The sequence below is a fragment of the Puerhibacterium sp. TATVAM-FAB25 genome (assembly GCF_046535855.1).
Taxonomy (GTDB): domain Bacteria; phylum Actinomycetota; class Actinomycetes; order Actinomycetales; family Cellulomonadaceae; genus Puerhibacterium; species Puerhibacterium variabilis_A.
Map to the genome: position 1 here is coordinate 41,482 of NZ_JAXUAK010000004.1, position 20,354 is coordinate 61,835.

Annotated in this window: 16 protein-coding genes; 12 read left to right on the plus strand and 4 right to left on the minus strand. The window is 74.7% G+C overall.

Annotated elements, in window-relative coordinates; genetic code table 11:
* Positions 1 to 10 precede the first annotated feature (10 nt).
* Entirely contained in the window at positions 11 to 880 is an 870-nt protein-coding gene (locus U5M74_RS05575) for an aldo/keto reductase (protein WP_410906940.1), read from the minus strand.
* 165 nt (positions 881 to 1,045) lie between these two features.
* Here U5M74_RS05575 and U5M74_RS05580 point away from each other — a divergent pair, with 165 nt between their 5' ends.
* Positions 1,046 to 1,669 (plus strand): dihydrofolate reductase family protein, encoded by a 624-nt coding sequence (locus tag U5M74_RS05580; protein WP_410906942.1) that lies wholly within the window; start codon positions 1,046 to 1,048, stop codon positions 1,667 to 1,669.
* A 110-nt stretch (positions 1,670 to 1,779) separates the two neighbouring features.
* A complete protein-coding gene (locus tag U5M74_RS05585; protein ID WP_410906944.1) occupies positions 1,780 to 3,123 on the plus strand; it encodes a S1C family serine protease in 1,344 nt (447 codons plus the stop codon).
* An 88-nt stretch (positions 3,124 to 3,211) separates the two neighbouring features.
* Here the strand turns inward: U5M74_RS05585 and pgi are convergent, their stop codons facing one another.
* Positions 3,212 to 4,927 (minus strand): glucose-6-phosphate isomerase, encoded by a 1,716-nt coding sequence (gene pgi / locus U5M74_RS05590; RefSeq protein WP_410906946.1) that lies wholly within the window; start codon positions 4,925 to 4,927, stop codon positions 3,212 to 3,214.
* 142 nt (positions 4,928 to 5,069) lie between these two features.
* On the opposite strand from pgi, the gene U5M74_RS05595 reads away from it, so the two are divergent.
* The gene (locus U5M74_RS05595; RefSeq protein WP_410906947.1) at positions 5,070 to 5,852 is read left to right on the plus strand and encodes a copper homeostasis protein CutC; all 783 of its coding nucleotides are present in this window, start codon (positions 5,070 to 5,072) and stop codon (positions 5,850 to 5,852) included.
* A gap of 96 nt (positions 5,853 to 5,948) precedes the next feature.
* Here the strand turns inward: U5M74_RS05595 and U5M74_RS05600 are convergent, their stop codons facing one another.
* Positions 5,949 to 7,106 (minus strand): GNAT family N-acetyltransferase, encoded by a 1,158-nt coding sequence (locus U5M74_RS05600; RefSeq protein ID WP_410906949.1) that lies wholly within the window; start codon positions 7,104 to 7,106, stop codon positions 5,949 to 5,951.
* Positions 7,107 to 7,289: 183 nt separating this feature from the next.
* Here U5M74_RS05600 and U5M74_RS05605 point away from each other — a divergent pair, with 183 nt between their 5' ends.
* From U5M74_RS05605 to U5M74_RS05620, 4 genes are all read left to right on the plus strand, one after another.
* Positions 7,290 to 7,736 carry a hypothetical protein gene (locus tag U5M74_RS05605; RefSeq protein WP_410906951.1) on the plus strand — a complete coding sequence of 149 codons (447 nt, stop codon included), beginning with the start codon at positions 7,290 to 7,292 and terminating at the stop codon, positions 7,734 to 7,736.
* A 142-nt stretch (positions 7,737 to 7,878) separates the two neighbouring features.
* Entirely contained in the window at positions 7,879 to 9,072 is a 1,194-nt protein-coding gene (locus U5M74_RS05610; protein WP_410906953.1) for an aminoglycoside phosphotransferase, read from the plus strand.
* On the plus strand, positions 9,069 to 10,691 hold the full coding sequence (locus U5M74_RS05615; protein WP_410906955.1) for a sensor histidine kinase: 1,623 nt from the start codon (positions 9,069 to 9,071) through the stop codon (positions 10,689 to 10,691). The genes U5M74_RS05610 and U5M74_RS05615 overlap by 4 nt, the downstream gene beginning before the upstream one ends.
* Complete coding sequence (locus U5M74_RS05620) at positions 10,688 to 11,359, plus strand: response regulator transcription factor (protein ID WP_410906957.1); 672 nt, start codon at positions 10,688 to 10,690, stop codon at positions 11,357 to 11,359. Before U5M74_RS05615 ends, U5M74_RS05620 begins: the two co-directional genes overlap by 4 nt.
* A 10-nt stretch (positions 11,360 to 11,369) precedes the next feature.
* Here the strand turns inward: U5M74_RS05620 and U5M74_RS05625 are convergent, their stop codons facing one another.
* Positions 11,370 to 12,362 (minus strand): LacI family DNA-binding transcriptional regulator, encoded by a 993-nt coding sequence (locus tag U5M74_RS05625; RefSeq protein WP_410907279.1) that lies wholly within the window; start codon positions 12,360 to 12,362, stop codon positions 11,370 to 11,372.
* Between the two features lie 286 nt (positions 12,363 to 12,648).
* Here U5M74_RS05625 and U5M74_RS05630 point away from each other — a divergent pair, with 286 nt between their 5' ends.
* The 5 genes from U5M74_RS05630 to U5M74_RS05650 all read left to right on the plus strand — a co-directional run bounded on the left by U5M74_RS05630 (position 12,649) and on the right by U5M74_RS05650 (position 20,309).
* On the plus strand, positions 12,649 to 13,938 hold the full coding sequence (locus U5M74_RS05630; RefSeq protein WP_410907281.1) for an ABC transporter substrate-binding protein: 1,290 nt from the start codon (positions 12,649 to 12,651) through the stop codon (positions 13,936 to 13,938).
* 6 nt (positions 13,939 to 13,944) lie between these two features.
* The gene (locus U5M74_RS05635) at positions 13,945 to 14,985 is read left to right on the plus strand and encodes a carbohydrate ABC transporter permease (protein WP_410906959.1); all 1,041 of its coding nucleotides are present in this window, start codon (positions 13,945 to 13,947) and stop codon (positions 14,983 to 14,985) included.
* Positions 14,986 to 15,041: 56 nt separating this feature from the next.
* Complete coding sequence (locus U5M74_RS05640) at positions 15,042 to 15,875, plus strand: carbohydrate ABC transporter permease (protein WP_410907283.1); 834 nt, start codon at positions 15,042 to 15,044, stop codon at positions 15,873 to 15,875.
* Positions 15,876 to 16,044: 169 nt separating this feature from the next.
* The gene (locus U5M74_RS05645; RefSeq protein WP_410906961.1) at positions 16,045 to 17,715 is read left to right on the plus strand and encodes a family 43 glycosylhydrolase; all 1,671 of its coding nucleotides are present in this window, start codon (positions 16,045 to 16,047) and stop codon (positions 17,713 to 17,715) included.
* Positions 17,716 to 17,903: 188 nt separating this feature from the next.
* A complete protein-coding gene (locus U5M74_RS05650; RefSeq protein WP_410907285.1) occupies positions 17,904 to 20,309 on the plus strand; it encodes a beta-glucosidase family protein in 2,406 nt (801 codons plus the stop codon).
* Positions 20,310 to 20,354: the final 45 nt, after the last annotated feature.

Consider the following 20,354-nt stretch of genomic DNA (forward strand, 5'->3'; position numbering starts at 1 on the left):
GGTACCGGGGTCAGCCCGCGGCGCTGAGCCGCTCGACCTCCTCGGGCGTGAGCTCGAGCTCGGCCGCCCGCGCCGAGTCCTGGATCGACTCCGGGCGCGAGGCGCCCGGGATCGGGACCACCACGGGCGCGAGCGCCAGCTCCCAGGCGAGCGCCACCTGGAACGGGCTGACGCCGTGGGCCTCTGCCACCTCGAGGAACGGGGCGAACTCCGGCCCGAGCTCGCCGGAGCGGGCGAGCGCGATGCCGCCGAGCGGGCTCCACGGCAGGAACGCGATGCCGAGCTCGGCGCACAGCTCGAGCTCGGGCAGCGACGAGCGGAAGCGCGGGGAGAACTGGTTCTGCACCGAGACCAGCCGGCCGCCGAGGATCTCCTGGGCCTCGCGGATCTGGTCGGGGTCGGCGTTCGAGATGCCGGCCCGCTCGATGACGCCCTCGTCGAGCAGCTCACGCAGCGCACCCACCGAGTCGGCGTACGGCACCTCCGGGTCGGGGCGGTGGAACTGGTAGAGGCCGATGGCGTCCACCCCGAGGCGCTCGGCCGAGGCCTTCGCGGCCTCCTTGAGGTGGTCCGGGTGGCCGTTCTTGGTCCAGGAGCCGTCGCCGGGCCGCAGGTGCCCGCCCTTCGTGGCGACCAGGACGTCGGACGTGTCGCCGCCGTACGAGCGCAGCGCACGGGCGATGAGCTCCTCGTTGTGACCGACCTCGTCGGCGTGCAGGTGGTAGGAGTCGGCGGTGTCGATGAACGTCACGCCGGCGTCGAGGGCGGCGTGGATCGTGGCCACCGACCGGGCCTCGTCGGGCCGGCCCTCGATCGACATCGGCATGCCGCCGAGGCCGACGGCGCTCACCTGACGGTCACCGAGGGTGCGGGTCTGCATGGTTCGTCCTCCCGTCGGGCCCGCGGGTGTCTGCCCTCGGGATCGAGGAGCCGCGGGCCGTCCGCCACGCTACGCACCGGCGATGAGTCCCGCGCGGCGGCGCCGTCTACCCGGCTGCACGCACCCGCCCACCGCACGCTCGCGCACCGCAGGAGGACACCCACCATGGCGACCGTCGTCTCCACCTTGTTCATCTCCCTCGACGGCGTCGTCGAGATCGACCCGGCGTGGCACTTCCCGTACTACGACGACCACATGGGCGCCGGGGTCGACGAGGACTACGCCGGCACCGACGTCATCGTCATCGGGCGGGTCACGTACGACAGCTTCGCCGGGGCGTGGCCGGAGCGGGAGGCGGCCGGCGAGGCCGACGCGGACTTCGCGCGGCAGCTCGGCGACACCCGCAAGGTCGTGGTCACCCGCGGCCGCGGGCGCGACCTGGGGTGGCGCAACGCGACCCCGCTCGACGGCGAGCTGGTCGACGTCGTCGGCCGGCTCCGCGCCGATGCGGCGCTGAGCAAGGTGCTCGTGCCCGGCTCGATCTCCGTGGTGCGCCAGCTGCTCGACGTCCGGCTGGTCGACGAGCTGCGCCTGTACGTGCACCCCGTCGCGGCGCGGGCGGGCGAGCGGCTCTTCGCCGAGGCGGGCTCGCCCTACCCGCTGCGCCTGCTGCGGTCCGAGGCGTTCCCCACCGGGGTGCTGCGGCTCGTCTACGCCCCGGGCGAGCTCGGCAGCGGCGGCTACGAGGAGGCCCGAGAGAACCTCGCGAGCGCCCGCGCCGCCGGCTGACGGCCGGGCGGCGCCGCGCCGGCGTCTCCGGGAAGCTCCCAGCCGAGACCCAGCCCCGTCGAGGGTTGCGGGAGTGGGCTGTCGTCCAGGAACCCCACCTGGAGGCAGAGATGAGCACCGGACCCACCCCCCACGTCCCCGCCGAGGACCGCGCCCCGGCCGGCGCGACCGCCGCGGGCGCCACCACGGCTGTCGCGCCCGCCGGCCACCGCCGCCGGCGGGTGGCCGGGGTCCTCGCCGGCGGACTCGCGCTCACGCTCGTGGCCGGCTCGACGGCCGCCGCGCTGCCGCGCGAGCCCCTGGTTGCCGCCGTGCACGCGGCGCCCGGCGCGGGCGGGGTGCCCGCGTGGCCCGACGCAAGCTCCGGGTCCGGGTCCGGGTCCGGCTCCGGGTTCGGCGCCGGCGGCGGCACCGGGACCGCGGCGACAACCCAGACCGACGCCACGCCGGCCACCGCCGACGAGGCCACGGGCGTCGTCGTCGTCGAGACCGTGCTGGGCTACCAGGACGCCGAGGCCGCGGGCACCGGCATCGTGCTCACCTCCGACGGGCTGGTGCTGACCAACAACCACGTGGTCGCCGGCGCCACGGAGATCCAGGTGGAGGTCCCGGGCACCGGCGCGACCTACCCGGCCACCGTCGTCGGCACCGACGCCTCCTCCGACGTCGCGGTGCTCGAGCTGGACGACGGAAGCGGGCTGGCCACCGCCACGCTGGACGACGACGGCGAGCCGGCCGTCGGTGACGCGGTGACCGCCGTCGGCAACGCGGGCGGCACGGGCGAGCTCGTGGCGGCGGACGGCACCGTGACTGCGCTCGAGCAGACGATCACCACCGCGGCCGAGGGGTCGGCCGCGGGCGAGACGCTCGACGGCCTCATCGAGGTGGACGCCGACATCGTCTCGGGCGACTCGGGCGGCCCGCTGCTCGACGCCGAGGGCGAGGTCGTGGGCGTCGACACGGCCGCCTCGTCGGGCACCGCCGACATCGTGGGCTACGCGATCGACATCGACGACGCGATGGCGATCGTCGAGCAGGTGCTCTCCGGCGAGGAGACCGCGACGGTCTCGCTCGGCTACCCGGCCTTCCTCGGGGTGGAGGTCGCGTCCGAGCAGACCGCGTCGGCCGCCTACCCGAGCCGCGCCGGGTACGGCTACGGCGCCGGCACGTGGTCGGGTGGCGACGCCGGGCTGGGCACGTCGTCGACGGCCGCGACGGCGACCGCGGGCGCGCTCGTGGCCGGGGTCGTCGCAGGGACGCCGGCCGCGACGGCGGGGCTCGCCGCGGGAGACACCATCACCGCCGTCGACGGCGCGGCCGTCGGCACGGCGGACGACCTCACCGCCGACCTCGCCGAGCACGACCCGGGCGACACGGTGACCGTCACCTGGACCGACGCCGCCGGCCAGGGCCACGAGGCAGACGTGACCCTCGCCCAGGGCCCGGTGGCCTGAGCCCGGGTCGAGGCCGCGGAAAGACGTCAGGGTCGGTTCCGGGATCCCCGTGATCCCGGAACCGACCCTGACGTCCCTTCGTGGAGCCTCAGCCGCGCAGCTCGCGGTACCTGCGCACCAGCGCCTGCGTCGAGGCGTCCTGCTGCGCCAGCGCGGCGTCGTCGCCGGCCACGGCCGGGGCGATCTCCAGCGCGAGCTTCTTGCCGAGCTCCACGCCCCACTGGTCGAACGAGTCGATGCCCCACACCACGCCCTGGACGAAGGTGATGTGCTCGTACAGCGCGATGAGCTGGCCCACCACCGACGGGGTCAGCGCGGGCGCGAGGATCGACGTCGTCGGCCGGTTGCCCGAGAACGTGCGGGCGCTGACCAGGTGCTCGGCCGTGCCCTCGGCGCGCACCTCGTCCGGCGTCTTGCCGAACGCCAGCGCCTTGGTCTGCGCGAAGAAGTTGGCCAGGAACAGCTCGTGCACGTCGGCGCCGGCCGGGACCTGCTTGCCGTCGCCCTCGGCGTCCACCAGAGGGTAGGCCGGGTTGGCGACGGCGATGAAGTCCGCCGGGATGAGCCGGGTGCCCTGGTGGATGAGCTGGTAGAAGGCATGCTGGCCGTTGGTGCCCGGCTCGCCCCAGAAGACCTCGCCGGTGTCGGTGGTGACGGGCGTGCCGTCCCAGCGCACCGACTTGCCGTTGGACTCCATCGTCAGCTGCTGCAGGTAGGCCGCGAAGCGGTGCAGCTGCTGGGCGTAGGGGAGCACGGCGTGCGACTGGGCGCCGAGGAAGTTGGTGTACCAGACGTTGAGCAGGCCCATGAGGGCGGGCACGTTGCGCTCGAACGGGGTGGTGCGGAAGTGCTCGTCCATGGCGCGGAAGCCGGCGAGCAGCTCGCGGAACCGGTTCGGGCCGAACGCGACCGCCAGCGAGGTGCCGATCGCCGAGTCGACCGAGTAGCGGCCGCCGACCCAGTCCCAGAACCCGAACGCGTTGGCCGGGTCGATGCCGAAGTCGGCGACCTTGTCCAGGGCGGTGGAGACGGCGACGAAGTGCTGGCCGACGGCGGCGGTGCGCGCGGCGTCGGTGTCCTCGATCGCGCCGGCGGCGGCCAGCCCCTCCCAGAGCCAGGCCCGCGCCAGGCGTGCGTTCGTCAGCGTCTCCAGCGTGCCGAACGTCTTGGACGCCACGATGAACAGCGTGGTCTCGGGGTCCAGGTCGGCCGTCTTCTGCGCGACGTCGGTGGGGTCGATGTTGGAGACGAACCGCGCCTCCAGGCCCTCCTGCAGGTACGGCCTGAGCGCCTCGTACACCATCACCGGGCCGAGGTCGGAGCCGCCGATGCCGATGTTGACGATCGTGCGCACCGGCTTGCCGGTGACGCCCGTCCACGCGCCGGAACGGACCTTGTCGGCGAACGCGGCGATCTTCTGCAGCTCGGCCTCGACGTCGGCGTCCACGTCCTGGCCGTCGACGACGAGGTGCTCCTCGCCCTCGGCCGGCAGGCGGCGCAGCGCGGTGTGCAGCACCGCGCGGTCCTCGGTGACGTTGATGTGCTCGCCGCGGAACATCGCCTCGATGCGCTCGGGCAGGCGCACCTCGTCGGCGAGCCGCACCAGCAGCGCGAGCGTCTCGTCGGTGGCGAGGTTCTTCGACAGGTCGACGTACAGGTCCGCCGCCTGGAAGGCGAGCCGCTCCGCGCGGGCCGGGTCCGCGGCGAACCAGCCGCGCAGGTCCGGCTCGAGAGCCTCGTGGTGGGTGGTGAGGTCGGCCCAGGCGCTGGTGGTGGTCGGGTCGACGGGGGAGGACGTCGTCATGGCTCCTACCGTAGTGACGTGACCGGGCCGGTGCGGCGGGTCCCGACGTGCGTGGCGTCACGCCCGGGCCCTCGGGTGCGACAGACTGCCGGGCAGGAACGACCGGGGCCGGGCCGCGCGACCCCGGCCGGAGAGGAGCCGCATGCAGCACCCTGACGCGAGCGCCGGGACGTCGACCGGGCCGAGCGAGTCAGGCCGCGTCGTCCTCGAGATCGCGGTGCAGGACGTCGCCGGCGCCCGCGCCGCGGTGTCCGCCGGCGCCGACCGGCTCGAGCTGTGCGCCGCGCTCGCCGCGACGGGCGGCCTCACGCCGTCGGCCGGGCTGGTGCGGCACGTCGCGGCCGCGGCGGGCGTGGGCGTGCACGTGCTGGTGCGGCCGCGGGCCGGCGGGTTCGTGTACACCGCCGAGGAGCTTGCCGTGCAGGTCGCGGACGTGCGCACGGTGCTCGACGCCGGTGCGGCCGGCGTCGTCGTCGGCGCGCTGACGCCGGCCGGTGCGGTGGACGCCGCGGCGCTCGCGGCGCTCGTCGAGGCCGCGGACGGCGCGGAGGTCACGTTCCACCGGGCGCTCGACGTCGTCGCCGACCGACCGGCCGCCCTCGAGGTGCTCGCCGCCCACGGCGTGCGGCGCGTGCTCACCTCGGGCGGCGCGCCCCGCGCCGGCGAGGGCGTCGCCGCGCTCGGCGCGCTGGCCGAGCGGGCGCGCGAGCTCGGCGTGGAGGTCATGGCGGGCGGGAGCGTGAGCGCGGACGACGTGGCGGCGCTGGTCGGCGCGGGCGTCCACGCGGTGCACCTGTCGGCGCGCCGGGCCGTGGCCGGCGACGGCGGCCCGGGCGGCGGGGGCGGCGGCGGGTACGACGCGACCGACGCCGGGCTGGTCGCGGCGGCGCGCGCGGCGCTCGACGCCGCCCTCCCGCCGAGATAGAGAGGGTTCCCGCCGAGATAGAGAGCGCCCGCGCCGAGATAGAGAGGGAGCTCTCTATCTCGGCGGGAACCCTCTCTATCTCGGCGTGGGAGCTCTCTACTTCGGCGGGAGGAGCTTCTGCACCGCCGCCGCGCCGCCCGCCGGCCGGAAGCCCAGCGCCACGTTGATGGCCAGCATGTGGCTGTTCTCCTCGGCGTTCCACGTGTGCACGCGCCGGGTGCCCGGCCGCAGCGCGGCGAGCTGCTGCAGGTTCACCGCCTTGACGAGCATCCCGAGCCGGTGGCCGCGGTGCGCCCGGAGCACGATCGTGTCCCACTGGAACGCGAACTCCCGCGGCTCGCGGTGCCAGGTGAGCATCGTCATCGCGGCGAGCTCGCCCGACGCCTCGTGCTCGGCCGCCGTGATGACGAAGTCGCGGCCCATCTCGGCGATCTGCTGCTCGTTGCGGCGCACCCGCCCGGCGTCCCACACGTCCTCGCGCCAGTCGAGGCCGCCCATCGGCGCGTCCGTGGACATGCGGGTCTCGAGCACGGCGAACGGCTCCACCCACTCCTCGGGCACGTGCCCGTGCCACACGTGCGTGCGGTAGCCGGCGGCCTTGCCGCGGGCCTCGGCGGCGAACGCCTCGAGCAGGTCCGGCGCGACCGGCACGTCGAGCTGCGAGCGTCGCTCCACCTGCTCGACGACGTAGCCGCGCCTCAGCGCGAAGCGCACGCCCGGCAGGTCGGCCGGGGCGGTGCCGGTGCCCGTCGTCGGCGCGACCTGCGGCCCCTCCGCGTGCTCGCCGAACCCGACCCAGCTCTGGACTGTGCCGCGCCCGGCGTCGCGGGCCACGCCCTCGGCCCAGGCGAGCAGCTCGGCGCCCGTCCCGCGCCCGCGGCCGTCGGGCCGCACCATGACGTCGACCTCGGCCAGGTGCTGGTTGGCCGACGTCGGCAGGAACACCAGCGCGACGCCGACCACGGCGTCCGGGTCGCCGTCGGCGCCCTCGACGGCCACGGCGAGGCGGACCAGCTGGTCCTCCTGGTGGCGCAGCTTGGTCTCGTACTCCGCGGCCTCGAACGCCTCGTCGGCGTGGCCGAAGGTCTCCTGCGCCACGGCGCGGCCCACCTGCTCCGCGCCCCGCAGGGCCCAGCCGTCGGGTCCGTCGAGCAGCCGCTCGAGCGGCCCCTCACCCGGCCCTCCGCCCACCCCGGCGGCGACGTCGATCAGGCGCCAGGTGCACTCCCCGGCGGCGGCGTGCGTGGTCTCCATGCCGCCCAGCATGCGCGCCGACGGCGCCCGGCGGCACGGTCATTTCCGGGTCGTCTCCGGGTCGTCTCCGGGCCGGCCGGATGAGAGCCCTCTCATCCGCGTCTCCTCGGCATCTCATCGAGGCCCCGCAGGCTGGAGGCCGGACGGCGGCCGACCCGCGGCCGTCGAGGAGGGAGCACCACCATGAAGCCGTCGATCACCAAGCGGTGGGTCGTCGTCGGGACGGCCGCCGCCCTCGGCGTCGGGGTCGCCGGGGCCGCCGCGGCCGCCACGCTCAACGACCGGCCCGCCGCCGAGCAGGCCGCCGCGGCCGTCACGCTCGCCGCGGCCGAGCCGTCGAGCCAGCCGTCGAGCCAGCCGACGGGCCAGGCCTCGGCCCAGCCGGCGACCGAGACCTCGGCCCGGCCCACGCCGGAGGGCGACGCCAGCCCGGAGTCCGCCGACTCGCCGGACGAGTCCGCCGTCGACTCGCCGGCGCCCGCCCCCGCCCGGGTGCAGGTCGTGGACACGGTGGACACCGCGGACACGCCCGCGGCCGACGACGCCGACGACCGCACGGCCGACACCCCCGACGACGCCGACGACACCCCCGACCGGACGGCGGACACCCCCGACGACGCGGACGACTGAGGTGCCGCTGCACCCCGAGCCGGCCGGGACCACCCTCGCGACCCCGGCCGGGACGCTGGCCGGGACCGCGGCACGGACCGTGCCGGGCGAGGTCGCCGAACTTCGCCCGGCACGATCGGCCGCCACTGACCAGGATGGGCACGTGGCCACCGACCTCGACGTGCTGACCGGGCCCGGCGCCGGTGCGCTGCTGACGGCCGCGGTCGCGACGGCCGGCGGCGAGGTCACGACGTGGTCCGTGCGGCAGGTCGACCACCGCCCCGGCCGCTCCACCACCGTCTCGTACCGCGCGAGCGTGCGCTGGCCGCACGGCGTGCGCGGCGAGACGCTCGGGGCGAGCCTCGGCCGCCCGGACGACGCGCAGCGGCCGGGCGTCGTCGCGCTCGCGGACGGCGACCGCACCGCGGCGGTGTGGATGTTCCAGGACGACCCCGGGCTGCCCGCGCTGCGGCCGCTGCACGAGCCGCGCGCCCTCGCCCGGCTCCTGCGCGACCTGTGCGTGCCCGACGCGGGCGGCCCCGCGCGGCTGCAGGTGCTCGCCTACCGGCCCACCCGGCGCGCCGTCGTCGAGGCGAGCACGCCCCGGGGCCGGGTGTTCCTCAAGGTGGTGCGGCCCGACCGGGTCGAGGCGCTGCACGCCCGCCACGCGCTGCTGGCCGACGCCGGCCTGCCCGTGCCGCGGCCCCTCGGCTGGACCGACAGCGGGCTGGTCGCCCTGGCACCGCTGCACGGCACCCCGATGCGCGACGTCGTGCGCGACGGCGGCCGGGCGCCGTCGCCGGCGCAGGTGCTGGAGCTGCTGGACCGGCTGCCGCCCGCGGTGCGGGGGCTGCCGCGCCGCCGCTCGTGGAGCGAGGGCGCGGCGCACTACGCGGCCGTCATCGGCATCGCGCTGCCGCAGGAGGCCGAGCGGGCGGCACGGCTCGCCGCGGCGGTGACCGACGCCGTCGCCGGCGACCCCGGCGACGAGCCGACGCACGGCGACCTGTACGAGGCGCAGGTGCTGCTCACCGGCGGCCGCATCACGGGGCTGCTCGACGTGGACTCCGCGGGTCCCGGCCATCGCGCCGACGACCTGGGCTGCCTCGTCGCGCACCTGGAGACGCTGTCGCTGCTGCGCGGGTGGGACGCCGCGCGGCTGCGGGCGTACGCCCGCGAGCACGCCCGCGCGTACGCCGACGCCGTGGGCGCCGACGCGCTCGCGGTCCGCACGGCGGGGGTGCTGCTGTCGTTGGCCACGGGCCCGCACCGGGTGCAGGAGGCCGGCTGGCGGGAGGCGACGTCGCGCCGGCTCGACGCCGTGGAGCGCTGGCTCGACGGGACGGCGCTGCGGTGAGGCGACCGCTGACCGTCCGCGCCAAGGTCGTGGCCTCGGTGCTCGCGATGACGGCGCTCGGGCTGCTCGCCACGGGCCTGCTCACCGATGCCATCCAGACCCGCACCGTGGTGGACGGCGTCGACGAGGACCTGGGGCAGGAGGTGGAGGAGTTCCGCCGCCTCGCCGCCACCGGCGTCGACCCGGACACCGGCGAGCCGTTCACCAGCGTCGAGCAGCTGCTGCGCGTGGCGATCGAGCGCAACGTGCCCGGCGCGCACGAGGCCCTGGTGACGTTCCGCGACGGCGACCCCGAGCTCTACTCGCCGGCCTGGGCCGCGGCGCTCGCCGACGACGCCGCGCTGCGCGCCACGGTGGCCGGCGTGCCGCCGGACACCGCGCGGGTCGTCGAGCGGCACCTCGACACCGACGTCGGGCGGGTGCACTCCGTCGTCGTGCCCGTGCGCATCGACGGCGAGCCGCACTCCGGCGCCTACGTGGTGGCCGTGGCGCTGGACCGCGCCCTGGAGCCGCAGGCCGACCTGATGCGCACGTTCACCGTGGTCGGCGTGGTGGTGCTGGTGCTCGTCGGCATCGTGGCGTGGCTCGTGGCCGGGCGCCTGCTGCGCCCGCTGACGCTGCTGGGCGCCACGGCGCGGCAGGTGGGGGAGGACCGCCTGGACCTGCGCGCGCCGGTGCGCGGCGACGACGACGTCGCCGCGCTGGCCCGCACGTTCAACACGATGCTCGACCGGCTCGCCGCCTCCTTCGAGGGCCAGCGGCAGTTCCTCGACGACGCCGGGCACGAGCTGCGCACCCCGCTGACCGTGCTGCGCGGCAACCTCGAGGTGCTCGACCCCGACGACCCGGCCGACGTCGCCGAGACCCGCGCCCTGCTGCTCGACGAGATCGCCCGCATGAGCCGCATCGTCGAGGACCTGGTGCTGCTGGCCAAGGCCGAGCGGCCCGACTTCGTGCGCGCGGCGCCCGTGGACCTGGGCCGCCTCACCGACGACCTGCTCGACCGGGCGCGCGCCCTCGGCGACCGGCGGTGGGTCGTGGACGCCCGCGCGGACGCCGTCGTGCCCGGCGACGCTCAGCGGCTCACGCAGGCGGGGCTGCAGCTGGCGGAGAACGCCGTGAAGTTCACCGCGCCGGGTGCCACGGTGGCGGTCGGCTCGGGGGTGGTGGACGGGCGCGCCCGGCTGTGGGTCCGCGACACCGGGCCGGGCGTGCCCGCGGCCGACCGCGAGCGGATCTTCGAGCGGTTCGCCCGCGGCGACGCCGCGCGCGGCACCCGCGGCTCGGGCCTGGGGCTCGCCATCGTGCGCGCCATCGCGGCCGGGCACGGCGGGCACGCCCGCGCGGAGGCGGCCGCGCCCGACGGCGGCGGGCTGCTGGTCGAGCTCGCGTGGCCGGCGGCGGGCGCGCCGCCGGGGGACGACGGCGCCGCCCACGCCGGTGCGGCGATCGACGGTGCGGCGGTCGACGGTGCGGCGATCGACGGTGCGGCGATCGACGGTGCGGCGATCGCCGGTGCGGCGATCGACGGCGCGGCGGTCGACGGTGCGGCAGGCGGGGTGGACGACGACCCGCGGCAGGCGGCGGCCCGGGCCGGCGCGTCGGAGGGAGAGCGGTGAACCGGATCCTCGTGGTCGAGGACGAGCAGCGGATCGCGCAGTTCGTGCGCAAGGGGCTGCGCGCCCACGGCTTCCAGCCCACGGTGGTGGACGACGGCACCGCGGCGCTGCAGCACGCCCTGACCGGCGGCTACGAGCTCATGGTGCTCGACCTCGGGCTGCCCGGCATCGACGGGTTCGAGGTGCTCTCCCGGCTGCGCGACGCCGGCAGCGCGATGCCGGTGATCATCCTGTCCGCCAAGGACTCGATCACCGACCGGGTGGCCGGGCTGCAGGGCGGCGCCGACGACTACATGTCCAAGCCGTTCGGGTTCGAGGAGCTGCTCGCCCGCATCCGGCTGCGCCTGCGCGAGCCCGCCGCCCGCGCCGGGGGCGGCGCCGCGGATCCGGCCCTGGAGCGGCGGGGGCTGCGGCTCGACGCCACGGCCCGCCGCGTGACGGTGGACGGCCGCGAGGTGGAGCTGTCCGCCCGGGAGTTCGCGCTCGCCGAGGTGTTCCTGCGCCACCCGGGGCAGGTGCTCTCGCGCGAGCAGCTGCTGTCGATGGTGTGGGGCTACGACTTCGACCCCGGGTCCAACGTGGTCGAGGTGTACGTGCGCTACCTGCGGCGCAAGGTCGGTGCCGAGCGGGTCGAGACCGTCCGCGGCGCCGGGTACCGGCTCGTGTGAGCGCGGTCCGTCAGCGCGCGGGCGCCGGGCCCGAGCTGCGCCGCACCACCAGCCGCGCGGGCATGTGCACGTGCTGCTCGCGCTCCTTGCCGTCGAGCAGGTCGAGCAGCATCCGCACCGCGTCGGCGCCCATCTGCTGCAGCGGCTGAGCCACGGTCGTCAGCGGCGGCTCGCACGTGGACGCCTCGGGGATGTTGTCGAAGCCGACGACCGACAGGTCCTGCGGCACGCGCAGCCCCAGCTCGCGTGCCACCTCGACCGTCCGGATCGCCGAGAGGTCGTTGGCCGCGAAGATCGCCGTCGGCCGGTCGGGCAGCTCGAGCAGCTCGCGCGCGGCCTGCGTCGTCGTCGCCGCGCGGTAGCCGCCGTCGCGCACCAGGTCCGGGTCGAACGGGATGCCCGCCTCCGCCAGGGCCTCGCGGTAGCCGCGCTCGCGCCGGTGGGCGGACTCCAGGTCCGTGCGGCCGCGCACGTGGCCGATGCGGCGGTGTCCCAGCTCGAGCAGGTGCCGGGTGGCGGCGCGGGCGCCACCCACGTTGTCGGAGTCGATGGTGGTGGGGCCGGTGGGGCCGGTGTGCGGGTCGATGGCCACGACGGGGACGCTCGCCGTGGGGAACACGACGGTGGGCGTCACGATGACGGCGCCGTCGATGAGCGTGCCCGCCAGCCGCGACAGCGACCGGCGCTCCCAGCCCACCCGGTTGCCGCCGGAGACGCTGCCGGAGTACGCGAGCACGTCGTAGCCGGTGCCGGCCACCGCGGCCGAGACGCCCTTGAGCAGCTCGGTCGCGAACGGCTCGAACTCCGCCACGAGGATGCCGATGACGTCGGTGCGCCGGCGCCGCAGCGAGCTCGCGACCAGCGACGACTCGTAGCCGAGGCGCGTGACCACCTCCATGACCTTCTCGGAGGTCGAGGCGGCGACGCCGTAGCGCCCGTTGATCACCTTGGAGACCGTGGCCACGGACACACCGGCGGCACGCGCCACGTCGGTGATGGTCACGCGGCCCCCGGGCACCGGGAGGGCCGCCGCGTCGACGGGTCTCGCGGCGGTGCTCGGGTCGGCCTCGGTGCTCACCCCGGCACGCTAACCCGTCGGCGCCGTTTCGGACAGACCTGGGACGCGCGAGACGAAACCGTTATCGAAAACGATTGACAAGCCGTCGCCGCGTCGGCTTGTCTATGCGGTACCCCCGAGCGCTCCGTCGCGATCGGCGGGCACCCGTGTGCCGTTCGTGGTCTTCCGACGACGCGGCAGACATTCTCAACGAGGAGGATCACTCATGAAGATGAGCGCGCGCAGGTCGCTCGCGGTCACGGCCGCTCTGGTCATGGGGCTCGGTGGCCTCACCGCGTGTTCCAGCGGCGACAGCGGCTCCGCCGAGGCCGACGGTCCGGTGACGCTGACGGTCTGGCACAACTCGACCACCGGACCCGGCAAGGCGTTCTGGGAGGAGGCGGCGGCCGCCTACACGGAGGAGCACCCGGACGTCGAGTTCGACCTCCAGTCCATCCAGAACGAGGACATGGACGGCAAGCTGCAGACGGCCGTCAACTCCGGCGACCTGCCCGACATCTTCATGGCCCGTGGCGGCCAGAAGCTGGCGGACATCGTCGCGACCGGCAACGTGAAGGACCTCAGCAACCTGCTGAGCGACGAGACCAAGGGCACGATGGGCGCGGCGCTGTCGGCCTTCGAGGTCGACGGCAAGAACTACGCGGTGCCCACGGCCGTGCTGCCCGGCGGCATCTTCTACTCGAAGGACCTCTTCGCCGAGGCCGGCATCGAGGCGGAGCCGACGACGATGGCCGAGCTCGAGGACGCCGTCACCAAGCTCAAGGCGGCGGGCATCCAGCCGATCGCCCTGGGCGCGAAGGACGCCTGGCCGGCCGCGCACTGGTTCTACTTCTTCGCCCTGCGCGAGTGCTCCGAGGAGACGATCGCGGGCCTGGCCGGCTCGACGGACTTCTCGGACCCGTGCTGGGAGAAGGCCGGCAAGGACCTCGAGGAGTTCGCGGGCACGGAGCCGTTCAACACGGGCTACCTGACCACGCCGGCCCAGGAGGGTGCGGGCTCGTCCGCCGGTCTGATCGCGAACCACCAGGCCGCCATGGAGCTCATGGGTGGCTGGAACGTCGGCGTCATCGCGTCGCTGACGCCGGACCAGAAGCCGCTGCCCGACCTCGGGTGGTTCCCGTTCCCGGCCGTCGACGGCCAGAAGGGCGACCCGACCGCCATGATGGGTGGCGTCGACGGCTTCAGCTGCGCCAAGGACTCCCCGGCCGCGTGCGAGGACTTCCTGAACTTCATCGCGTCGAAGGAGCAGCAGGAGAAGTACGCCGAGGCGTACCAGACGATCCCGGCCAACCAGGAGGCGCAGAGCGTCGTCGCCGACCCGGCCCTCCAGCCGATCATGGCGGCGTACAACGAGGCCGCCTACGTCAGCACGTGGATGGACACCGTGCTCGGCCAGAGCGTCGGCAACGCGCTGAACACCGCCGTCGTGGACATGCTCGCCGGCAAGGGCGACGCGTCCACCATCGTCTCCACGATGGAATCCGCCGCGGCGCGAGGGTGATCTGACATGGCTGACTCCCAGGCTCTGCCCGTCCGGGCAGCAGCACCTGCGGGTCTCACGACCACCGGGGGCGGCGTCACGCCGCCCCCGGCGGGTCGGCCGGCGGGCCGCAAGACCCGCCAGGGGCCCGACTGGCGCAAGCGCGCAGAGATCGCGGTGCTCTCGGGCCCCGCCATCGTCGTCTTCCTGACCTTCGTCATCGTGCCCGTGCTGATGGCGGCCTACTACGGGTTCTACCGGTGGAAGGGCTTCGGCCCCCCGACCGAGTTCGCGGGTCTGCAGAACTACGTGACGATCCTGACCGACCCGACGTTCCACGCGGCGGTCGGCCACAACTTCGTCATCGTCATCCTGTCCCTCGTCCTGCAGGGACCCGTGGCGATCCTGTTCGCCCTGCTGATGAACCAGAAGATCCGCGGGCGCTCCGTCATCCGCATGCTCATCTTCGTGCCCTACGTGATCTCCGAGGTCATCGTCGGTACGGGGTGGGCGCTGATGATGTCCGACACCGGGGCCTTCAACACGCTCCTCGGCAAGATCGGCCTGGAGAACCTGCAGCAGAGCTGGCTCGCCGACCCGGGCATCGCCATGGGCACCCTGATGCTCATCCTCACGTGGAAGTACGTGGGCTTCGCGGTCATCCTCATGCTGGCCGGCCTGCAGTCCATCCCGGAGGAGCTCTACGAGGCCGCCGCGATCGACGGCGCGACCTTCTGGCAGCAGCAGTTCCGCATCACCCTGCCGCTGCTCGGCCCGACGATCCGCATCTGGGCGTTCCTGTCGATCATCGGCGCCCTGCAGCTGTTCGACCTGGTCAACATCATCTGGGGCCAGTACGTGGCCGCCACCGCCGGCACCTCGACCATGGCGACCTACATGTACCTCAACGGCCACATGGCCGGTAACTACGGCTACGGGAGCGCGGTCGCCGTGGTCCTGTTCCTGATCTCGCTGGTCGTGGCGCTGGTCTACCAGCGGCTGGTCCTGCGGCGCGACACCGAGGGCGCCCTGACCGGCGACTCCGGGCGGAAGGGGAAGAAGAAGTGAGTGCCTCCGCCACCCTCCCCACCGGGCTGCCGACGGCGACGCCCGACACCTACGAGGTGCGCAGCTCCAAGAAGTTCCAGTGGGGCAGCCCCGTCACCTACCTGATCGCGGTCGTGCTCATCGCGGCGTGCATCGGGCCGGTCCTGTACATCATCCTCGGCGGGTTCCGGACGAACTCCCAGATCACGGAGGACCCGTCGGGGCTGCCCGCGCCGTGGGTCTTCACCAACTACACCGAGGTCCTGGCCAGCGAGTCGTTCTGGATCGCGATGACCAACTCGACGATCTCGGCGCTGGGCACCACCCTCGGCGTGGTCGTGCTGGGCGTGATGGCCTCGTACGTCATCGCCCGGTACCAGTTCGCCGGCAAGGGGGTCATGTACTCCCTGTTCGCCGCCGGCCTGATGTTCCCGATGACGGTGGCCATCACGCCGCTGTACCTGATGGTGCGCACGCTGGGCCTGACGAACTCGCTGGCCGGCATCATCCTGCCGCAGATCGCGTTCGCGCTGCCCACGACGATCATCATCCTGGTGCCCTTCCTGCGGGCCATCCCCAAGGAGCTCGAGGAGGCGGCCAGCATCGACGGCGCCAGCCGTCTGGGCTTCTTCTGGCGGATGGTCATCCCGCTGTCGCTGCCCGGCGTGATCACCACGGGCATCCTCGCGTTCATCGCGGCCTGGAACGGCTACATGCTGCCGCTGTTCATCCTCAGCGACCCGAACACGTTCACCCTGCCGCTGGGGGTGGCCAACTTCGCCTCCCAGTACTCGGTGGACACCGCGAAGGTCCTCGCCTTCACGTCGCTGTCGATGATCCCGGCGCTGATCTTCTTCTCGCTGTTCGAGAAGCGGATCGTCGGCGGCCTGACGGGCGCGATCAAGGGCTGACGCCCCTGCCCGGTCCGCTCGGCCGGGAGCGCGGAGCGACGGGCCGGCGACGGTGGTGACCCACCGCCGCCGCCGGCCCGCCGCCGTCGGGCCCCCGCGCTGCCGCGCCCGACCGGCGACGTGCCCCCGGGCACGAGCGCCGACCCTGACTCGTGGAGGTGAACTGCGCATGGCCCTCGTCCGCAACCCGGTCCTTCCCGGGTGCTACCCCGACCCCAGCGTCTGTCGCGTGGGGGACTGGTACTACCTGGTCTGCTCGACCTTCGAGTACCTGCCCGGGCTGCCCGTGATGCGCTCCCGGGACCTGGCCTCCTGGGAGACGGTCGGCCACGTGATCGACCGCGAGGGCATGCTCGACCTCGGCGGCATCCGCTCCTCCGGCGGCCTCTACGCCCCCACGATCCGCCACGACGGCGAGCGGTTCTGGGTCGTGTGCACGCTCGTCGACCAGAACGACGACGAGCGCGGCGGCAACTTCCTCTGCTTCGCCGACGACCCCGCCGGCCCGTGGTCGGACCCGGTCTGGCTCGACGAGCGCGGCATCGACCCGTCCCTCTTCTTCGACGACGACGGACGCGTCTGGGCGCACGGCACCCGCCTGGTCGAGAAGGAGCGTGCCGGCTGGCACGACCAGACCGAGGTGTGGATCCGCGAGCTCGACCGCGCGTCGCTGAAGCTCACGGGCCCGGAGCACGTGGTCTGGAACGGCGCCGTGACGAACGCCGTCTGGGCCGAGGGCCCGCACCTCTACAAGGTGGACGGCACCTACCACCTGCTCGCGGCCGAGGCCGGCACGGAGTTCCATCACGCGATCTCGGTCGCCCGCGCCGACACGGTGACCGGACCGTACGTCGGGAACAAGGGCAACCCGGTGCTCACGCACCGGCACCTGGGACGCGCGCACCCCGTGGTGGGCGTCGGCCACGCCGACCTCGTGCAGACACCGGGCGGCGAGTGGTTCGCGGTCCTGCTGGCGATGCGCACGTACGGCGGGTACCACTACCCGCTCGGCCGGGAGACGTTCCTCGTGCCCGTGGTGTGGGAGGACGGGTGGCCCGTCTTCGCGCCGGGCGCCGGGATGGTCCCGGACGCGGTCGAGGTGCCGGACGCGGTCGAGGTGCCGGGCGCCCCGGCCGCCCACGGCCCGGCCGACACCTGGAACCCGGCGGCCCGCGCCGGCGTCGTGCCTGCCGGGGACGCGCGGTGGACGGCGCTGCGTGCGCTGCCCGCCACCGTCGCCCAGGCCGACGGCGACGCCTGGCGCCTGCCGGTCCGGCCGGTCTCGCTCGCCGAGCCCGGTGTCCCGGCCTTCGTCGGGCTCCGCCAGCAGCACCGCGACGTCGACGTGCGCGTGCGCCTGGACGTCGACGACCTCCGGCCGGGCGAGCGCGCCGGCCTCGTGCTGCGGCAGTCGGAGAAGGACCACGTGACGCTCGACGTGACGCGGACCGCGGACGGCTGCACCGTGCGGGCCGTGCGGCGCTCCGGTGGCGAGGACGGCACCCGGTCGGCCGGCCGGGCCGACGGCGAGTCCCGCGCCGTCCCCGGCACGGAGCAGCTGCTGGGCGAGGCGACGCTGCCCGCCACGGACGGGACGGTCGTCCTGGGTCTCAGCGGCCGCGGGGTCGACTACGCGCTGTCCGCGGAGCCGGGCGGCGGGGGCCCCGAGGCCCGCCGGGACGGCACGCGCCGGGTCCCCGTGGCGTCGGCCGACGCGCGCTGGCTCGACACCGTGACGACGGGAGGCTTCCTCGGCCTCTGGATCGGGGTGTTCGCCACGAGCGACGGCGGCCCCGCGTCGGGCAGCGTGCGGGCTGAGCTGGAGTACCGGCCGGCCTGACGCACCACCAACAGACCCCGAGCCGTGGGACGTCCCAGGCACCACCCGCGGCCGCACGAGCGCCGCGGCCACCACCAAGAACAGTCTGATCCCGTAGCGTCAGGTCGCTGCGGGCAAGCACCGCAAAGTGTGTCCGTCGAAGGAGATGACCCGTGACCGTAGCCGCGAACCAGGCCGCCGTGCCGGCGATGCCCGAGGTGTCGGAGCGCGTGCGCGCGCTGCACGCCGAGATGACCCTCGAGGAGAAGCTCGCCCAGATCGTGGGCTACTGGCTGGACCAGGGCGGCAACGTCGTCGCCCCCATGCAGGGCGAGATGGCCCAGCAGGGCTCCGACTCCCTCGCGGACATCACGCGCCACGGCATCGGGCACTACACCCGCGTGTACGGCACCCGCCCGGTCGAGCCGACCGAGCGCGCCGCGTGGCTGTGGGCGGAGCAGCGCCGCCTCAAGCGCGAGACGCGCCTGGGCATCCCGGCGCTGGTGCACGAGGAGGTCCTCACGGGCGTCGCCGCCTGGAAGGCCGCGACGTTCCCGACGCCGCTGGCCTGGGGCGCGTCGTTCGACCCCGCCCTCGTCGCGGAGGTCGGCCGGGCGATCGGCGACTCGATGCGCGAGCTCGGCGCCCACCAGGGCCTCGCCCCCGTCCTCGACGTGGTCCGCGACCCGCGCTGGGGCCGCGTCGACGAGTGCATCGGCGAGGACCCGTACCTCGTCGGCACGGTCGGCACCGCGTTCGTGCGCGGCCTGCAGGACGCCGGCGTGCACGCCACGCTCAAGCACTTCCTCGGCTACTCCGGCTCGCGCGCCGGCCGCAACCACGCCCCGGTCTCCGCCGGCCCGCGCGAGGTGGCCGACGTCTTCCTCCCGCCGTTCGAGATGGCGATCCTCGACGGCGACGTGCGCTCGGTGATGAACTCCTACGCCGAGATCGACGGCGTGCCCATGGCCGCGAGCCCGGAGTACCTCACCGAGGTGCTGCGCGAGCGGCTCGGCTTCACCGGCACGGTGGTGGCCGACTACTTCGCCGTGGCGTTCCTCGAGGTGATGCACGGGATCGCCAAGGACCGCGGCGAGGCCGCGGCGCTGGCGCTCACCGCCGGCATCGACGTCGAGCTGCCGGGCGGCGACGCCTACCTCGAGCCGCTGGCCGCCAAGGTGCGCGCCGGCGAGCTGGACGAGGCCTACGTCGACCGCGCCGTGCTGCGCGCCCTGGCGCAGAAGGAGGAGCTCGGCCTGCTCGAGCCCGACGCCTTCGAGGACGAGCCGCCCGCCACGGTGGACCTCGACTCGCCGCGCCACCAGGACATCGCCCGCCGCCTGGCCACCGAGTCGGTGGTGCTGCTGTCGAACGACGACCTGCTGCCGCTGTCCCGGTGGACGGCGCCGCTGCGCCGCGTCGCCGTCGTCGGCCCGAACGCCGACCGCGCCGAGGCGCTGCAGGGCTGCTACTCCTTCGCCAACCACGTGCTGGCGCACTACCCGGACCACGAGCTCGGGTTCGCCATCCCCACCGTGCGCGAGGCGCTCGGCACCGTGCTCGGCGAGGTCGCGGCGGACGCCGGCACCCCGGCGCCCGAGCTGGTCTTCGCCGAGGGCTGCACGGTCGAGGGCGACGACACCTCCGGGTTCGCCGCGGCCGTGGAGGCGGCGGCCGGCGCCGACGTCGCCGTCGTCGTCGTGGGCGACCAGGCGGGCCTGTTCGGCCGCGGCACCGTGGGCGAGGGCAACGACTCCGAGTCGCTCGAGCTGCCCGGCGTGCAGCGCGCGCTGGTGGAGGCCGTGGTCGCCTCGGGCACGCCCGTGGTGATGGTGCTGCTCACCGGCCGTCCGTACGCGATCGACTGGGCGCTCGACGGCGAGGGCGCGCGCCCCGGCGCCGTGCTCCAGGCGTTCTTCCCGGGCGAGGGCGGCGGCCTGGCCGTCGCCGACCTGGTCGCCGGGCGGGCCAACCCGTCGGGCCGCCTGCCGGTGTCGCTGCCGCGCTCCAGCGGCGCGCAGCCGTACTCCTACCTGCACCCGATCCTCGGCGGCCCGTCCGACGTCACCTCGACGGACTCCACCCCGCTGCGGCCCTTCGGGTTCGGCCTGTCCTACTCGTCGTTCGAGTACGGCGACCTCGCGGTGGACGCCTCGGCGCCCACGGGCGGCGCCTTCACGGCCGCCGTCACGGTGACCAACACCGGCGACCTGGCGGGCACCGACGTCGTGCAGCTGTACGGCCACGACGTGCACGCCACGGTCACCCGCCCCGTCGTGCAGCTGCTGGGCTACGCCCGCGTCGAGCTGCAGCCGGGCGAGTCGCGCCGCGTCACCTTCGCGGTGCCCACCACGCGCTTCGCGTTCAGCGACCGCCGGATGGTCAAGGTCGTCGAGCCCGGCGACGTCGAGGTGTGGGTCGGCTCGCACGCGTCGGCCTCGAGCGCCGGCAACCTCGTCCAGGAGACCACCGGCGGCGTCATCACCAACGAGCGCCAGGCGGCGAAGCGCGAGATCGCCGGCACGGCCACGCCGCGCGCCGTCGTCGCCCTCACCGGCGACGTCCACGAGGTGACCGTGGCCGACGCCCGGGTCGTCGGGGTCACCGTCGACTGACCCGCGTTGTGGGTACAGAACACGCCGTGCGGACCGTCGTCCGCA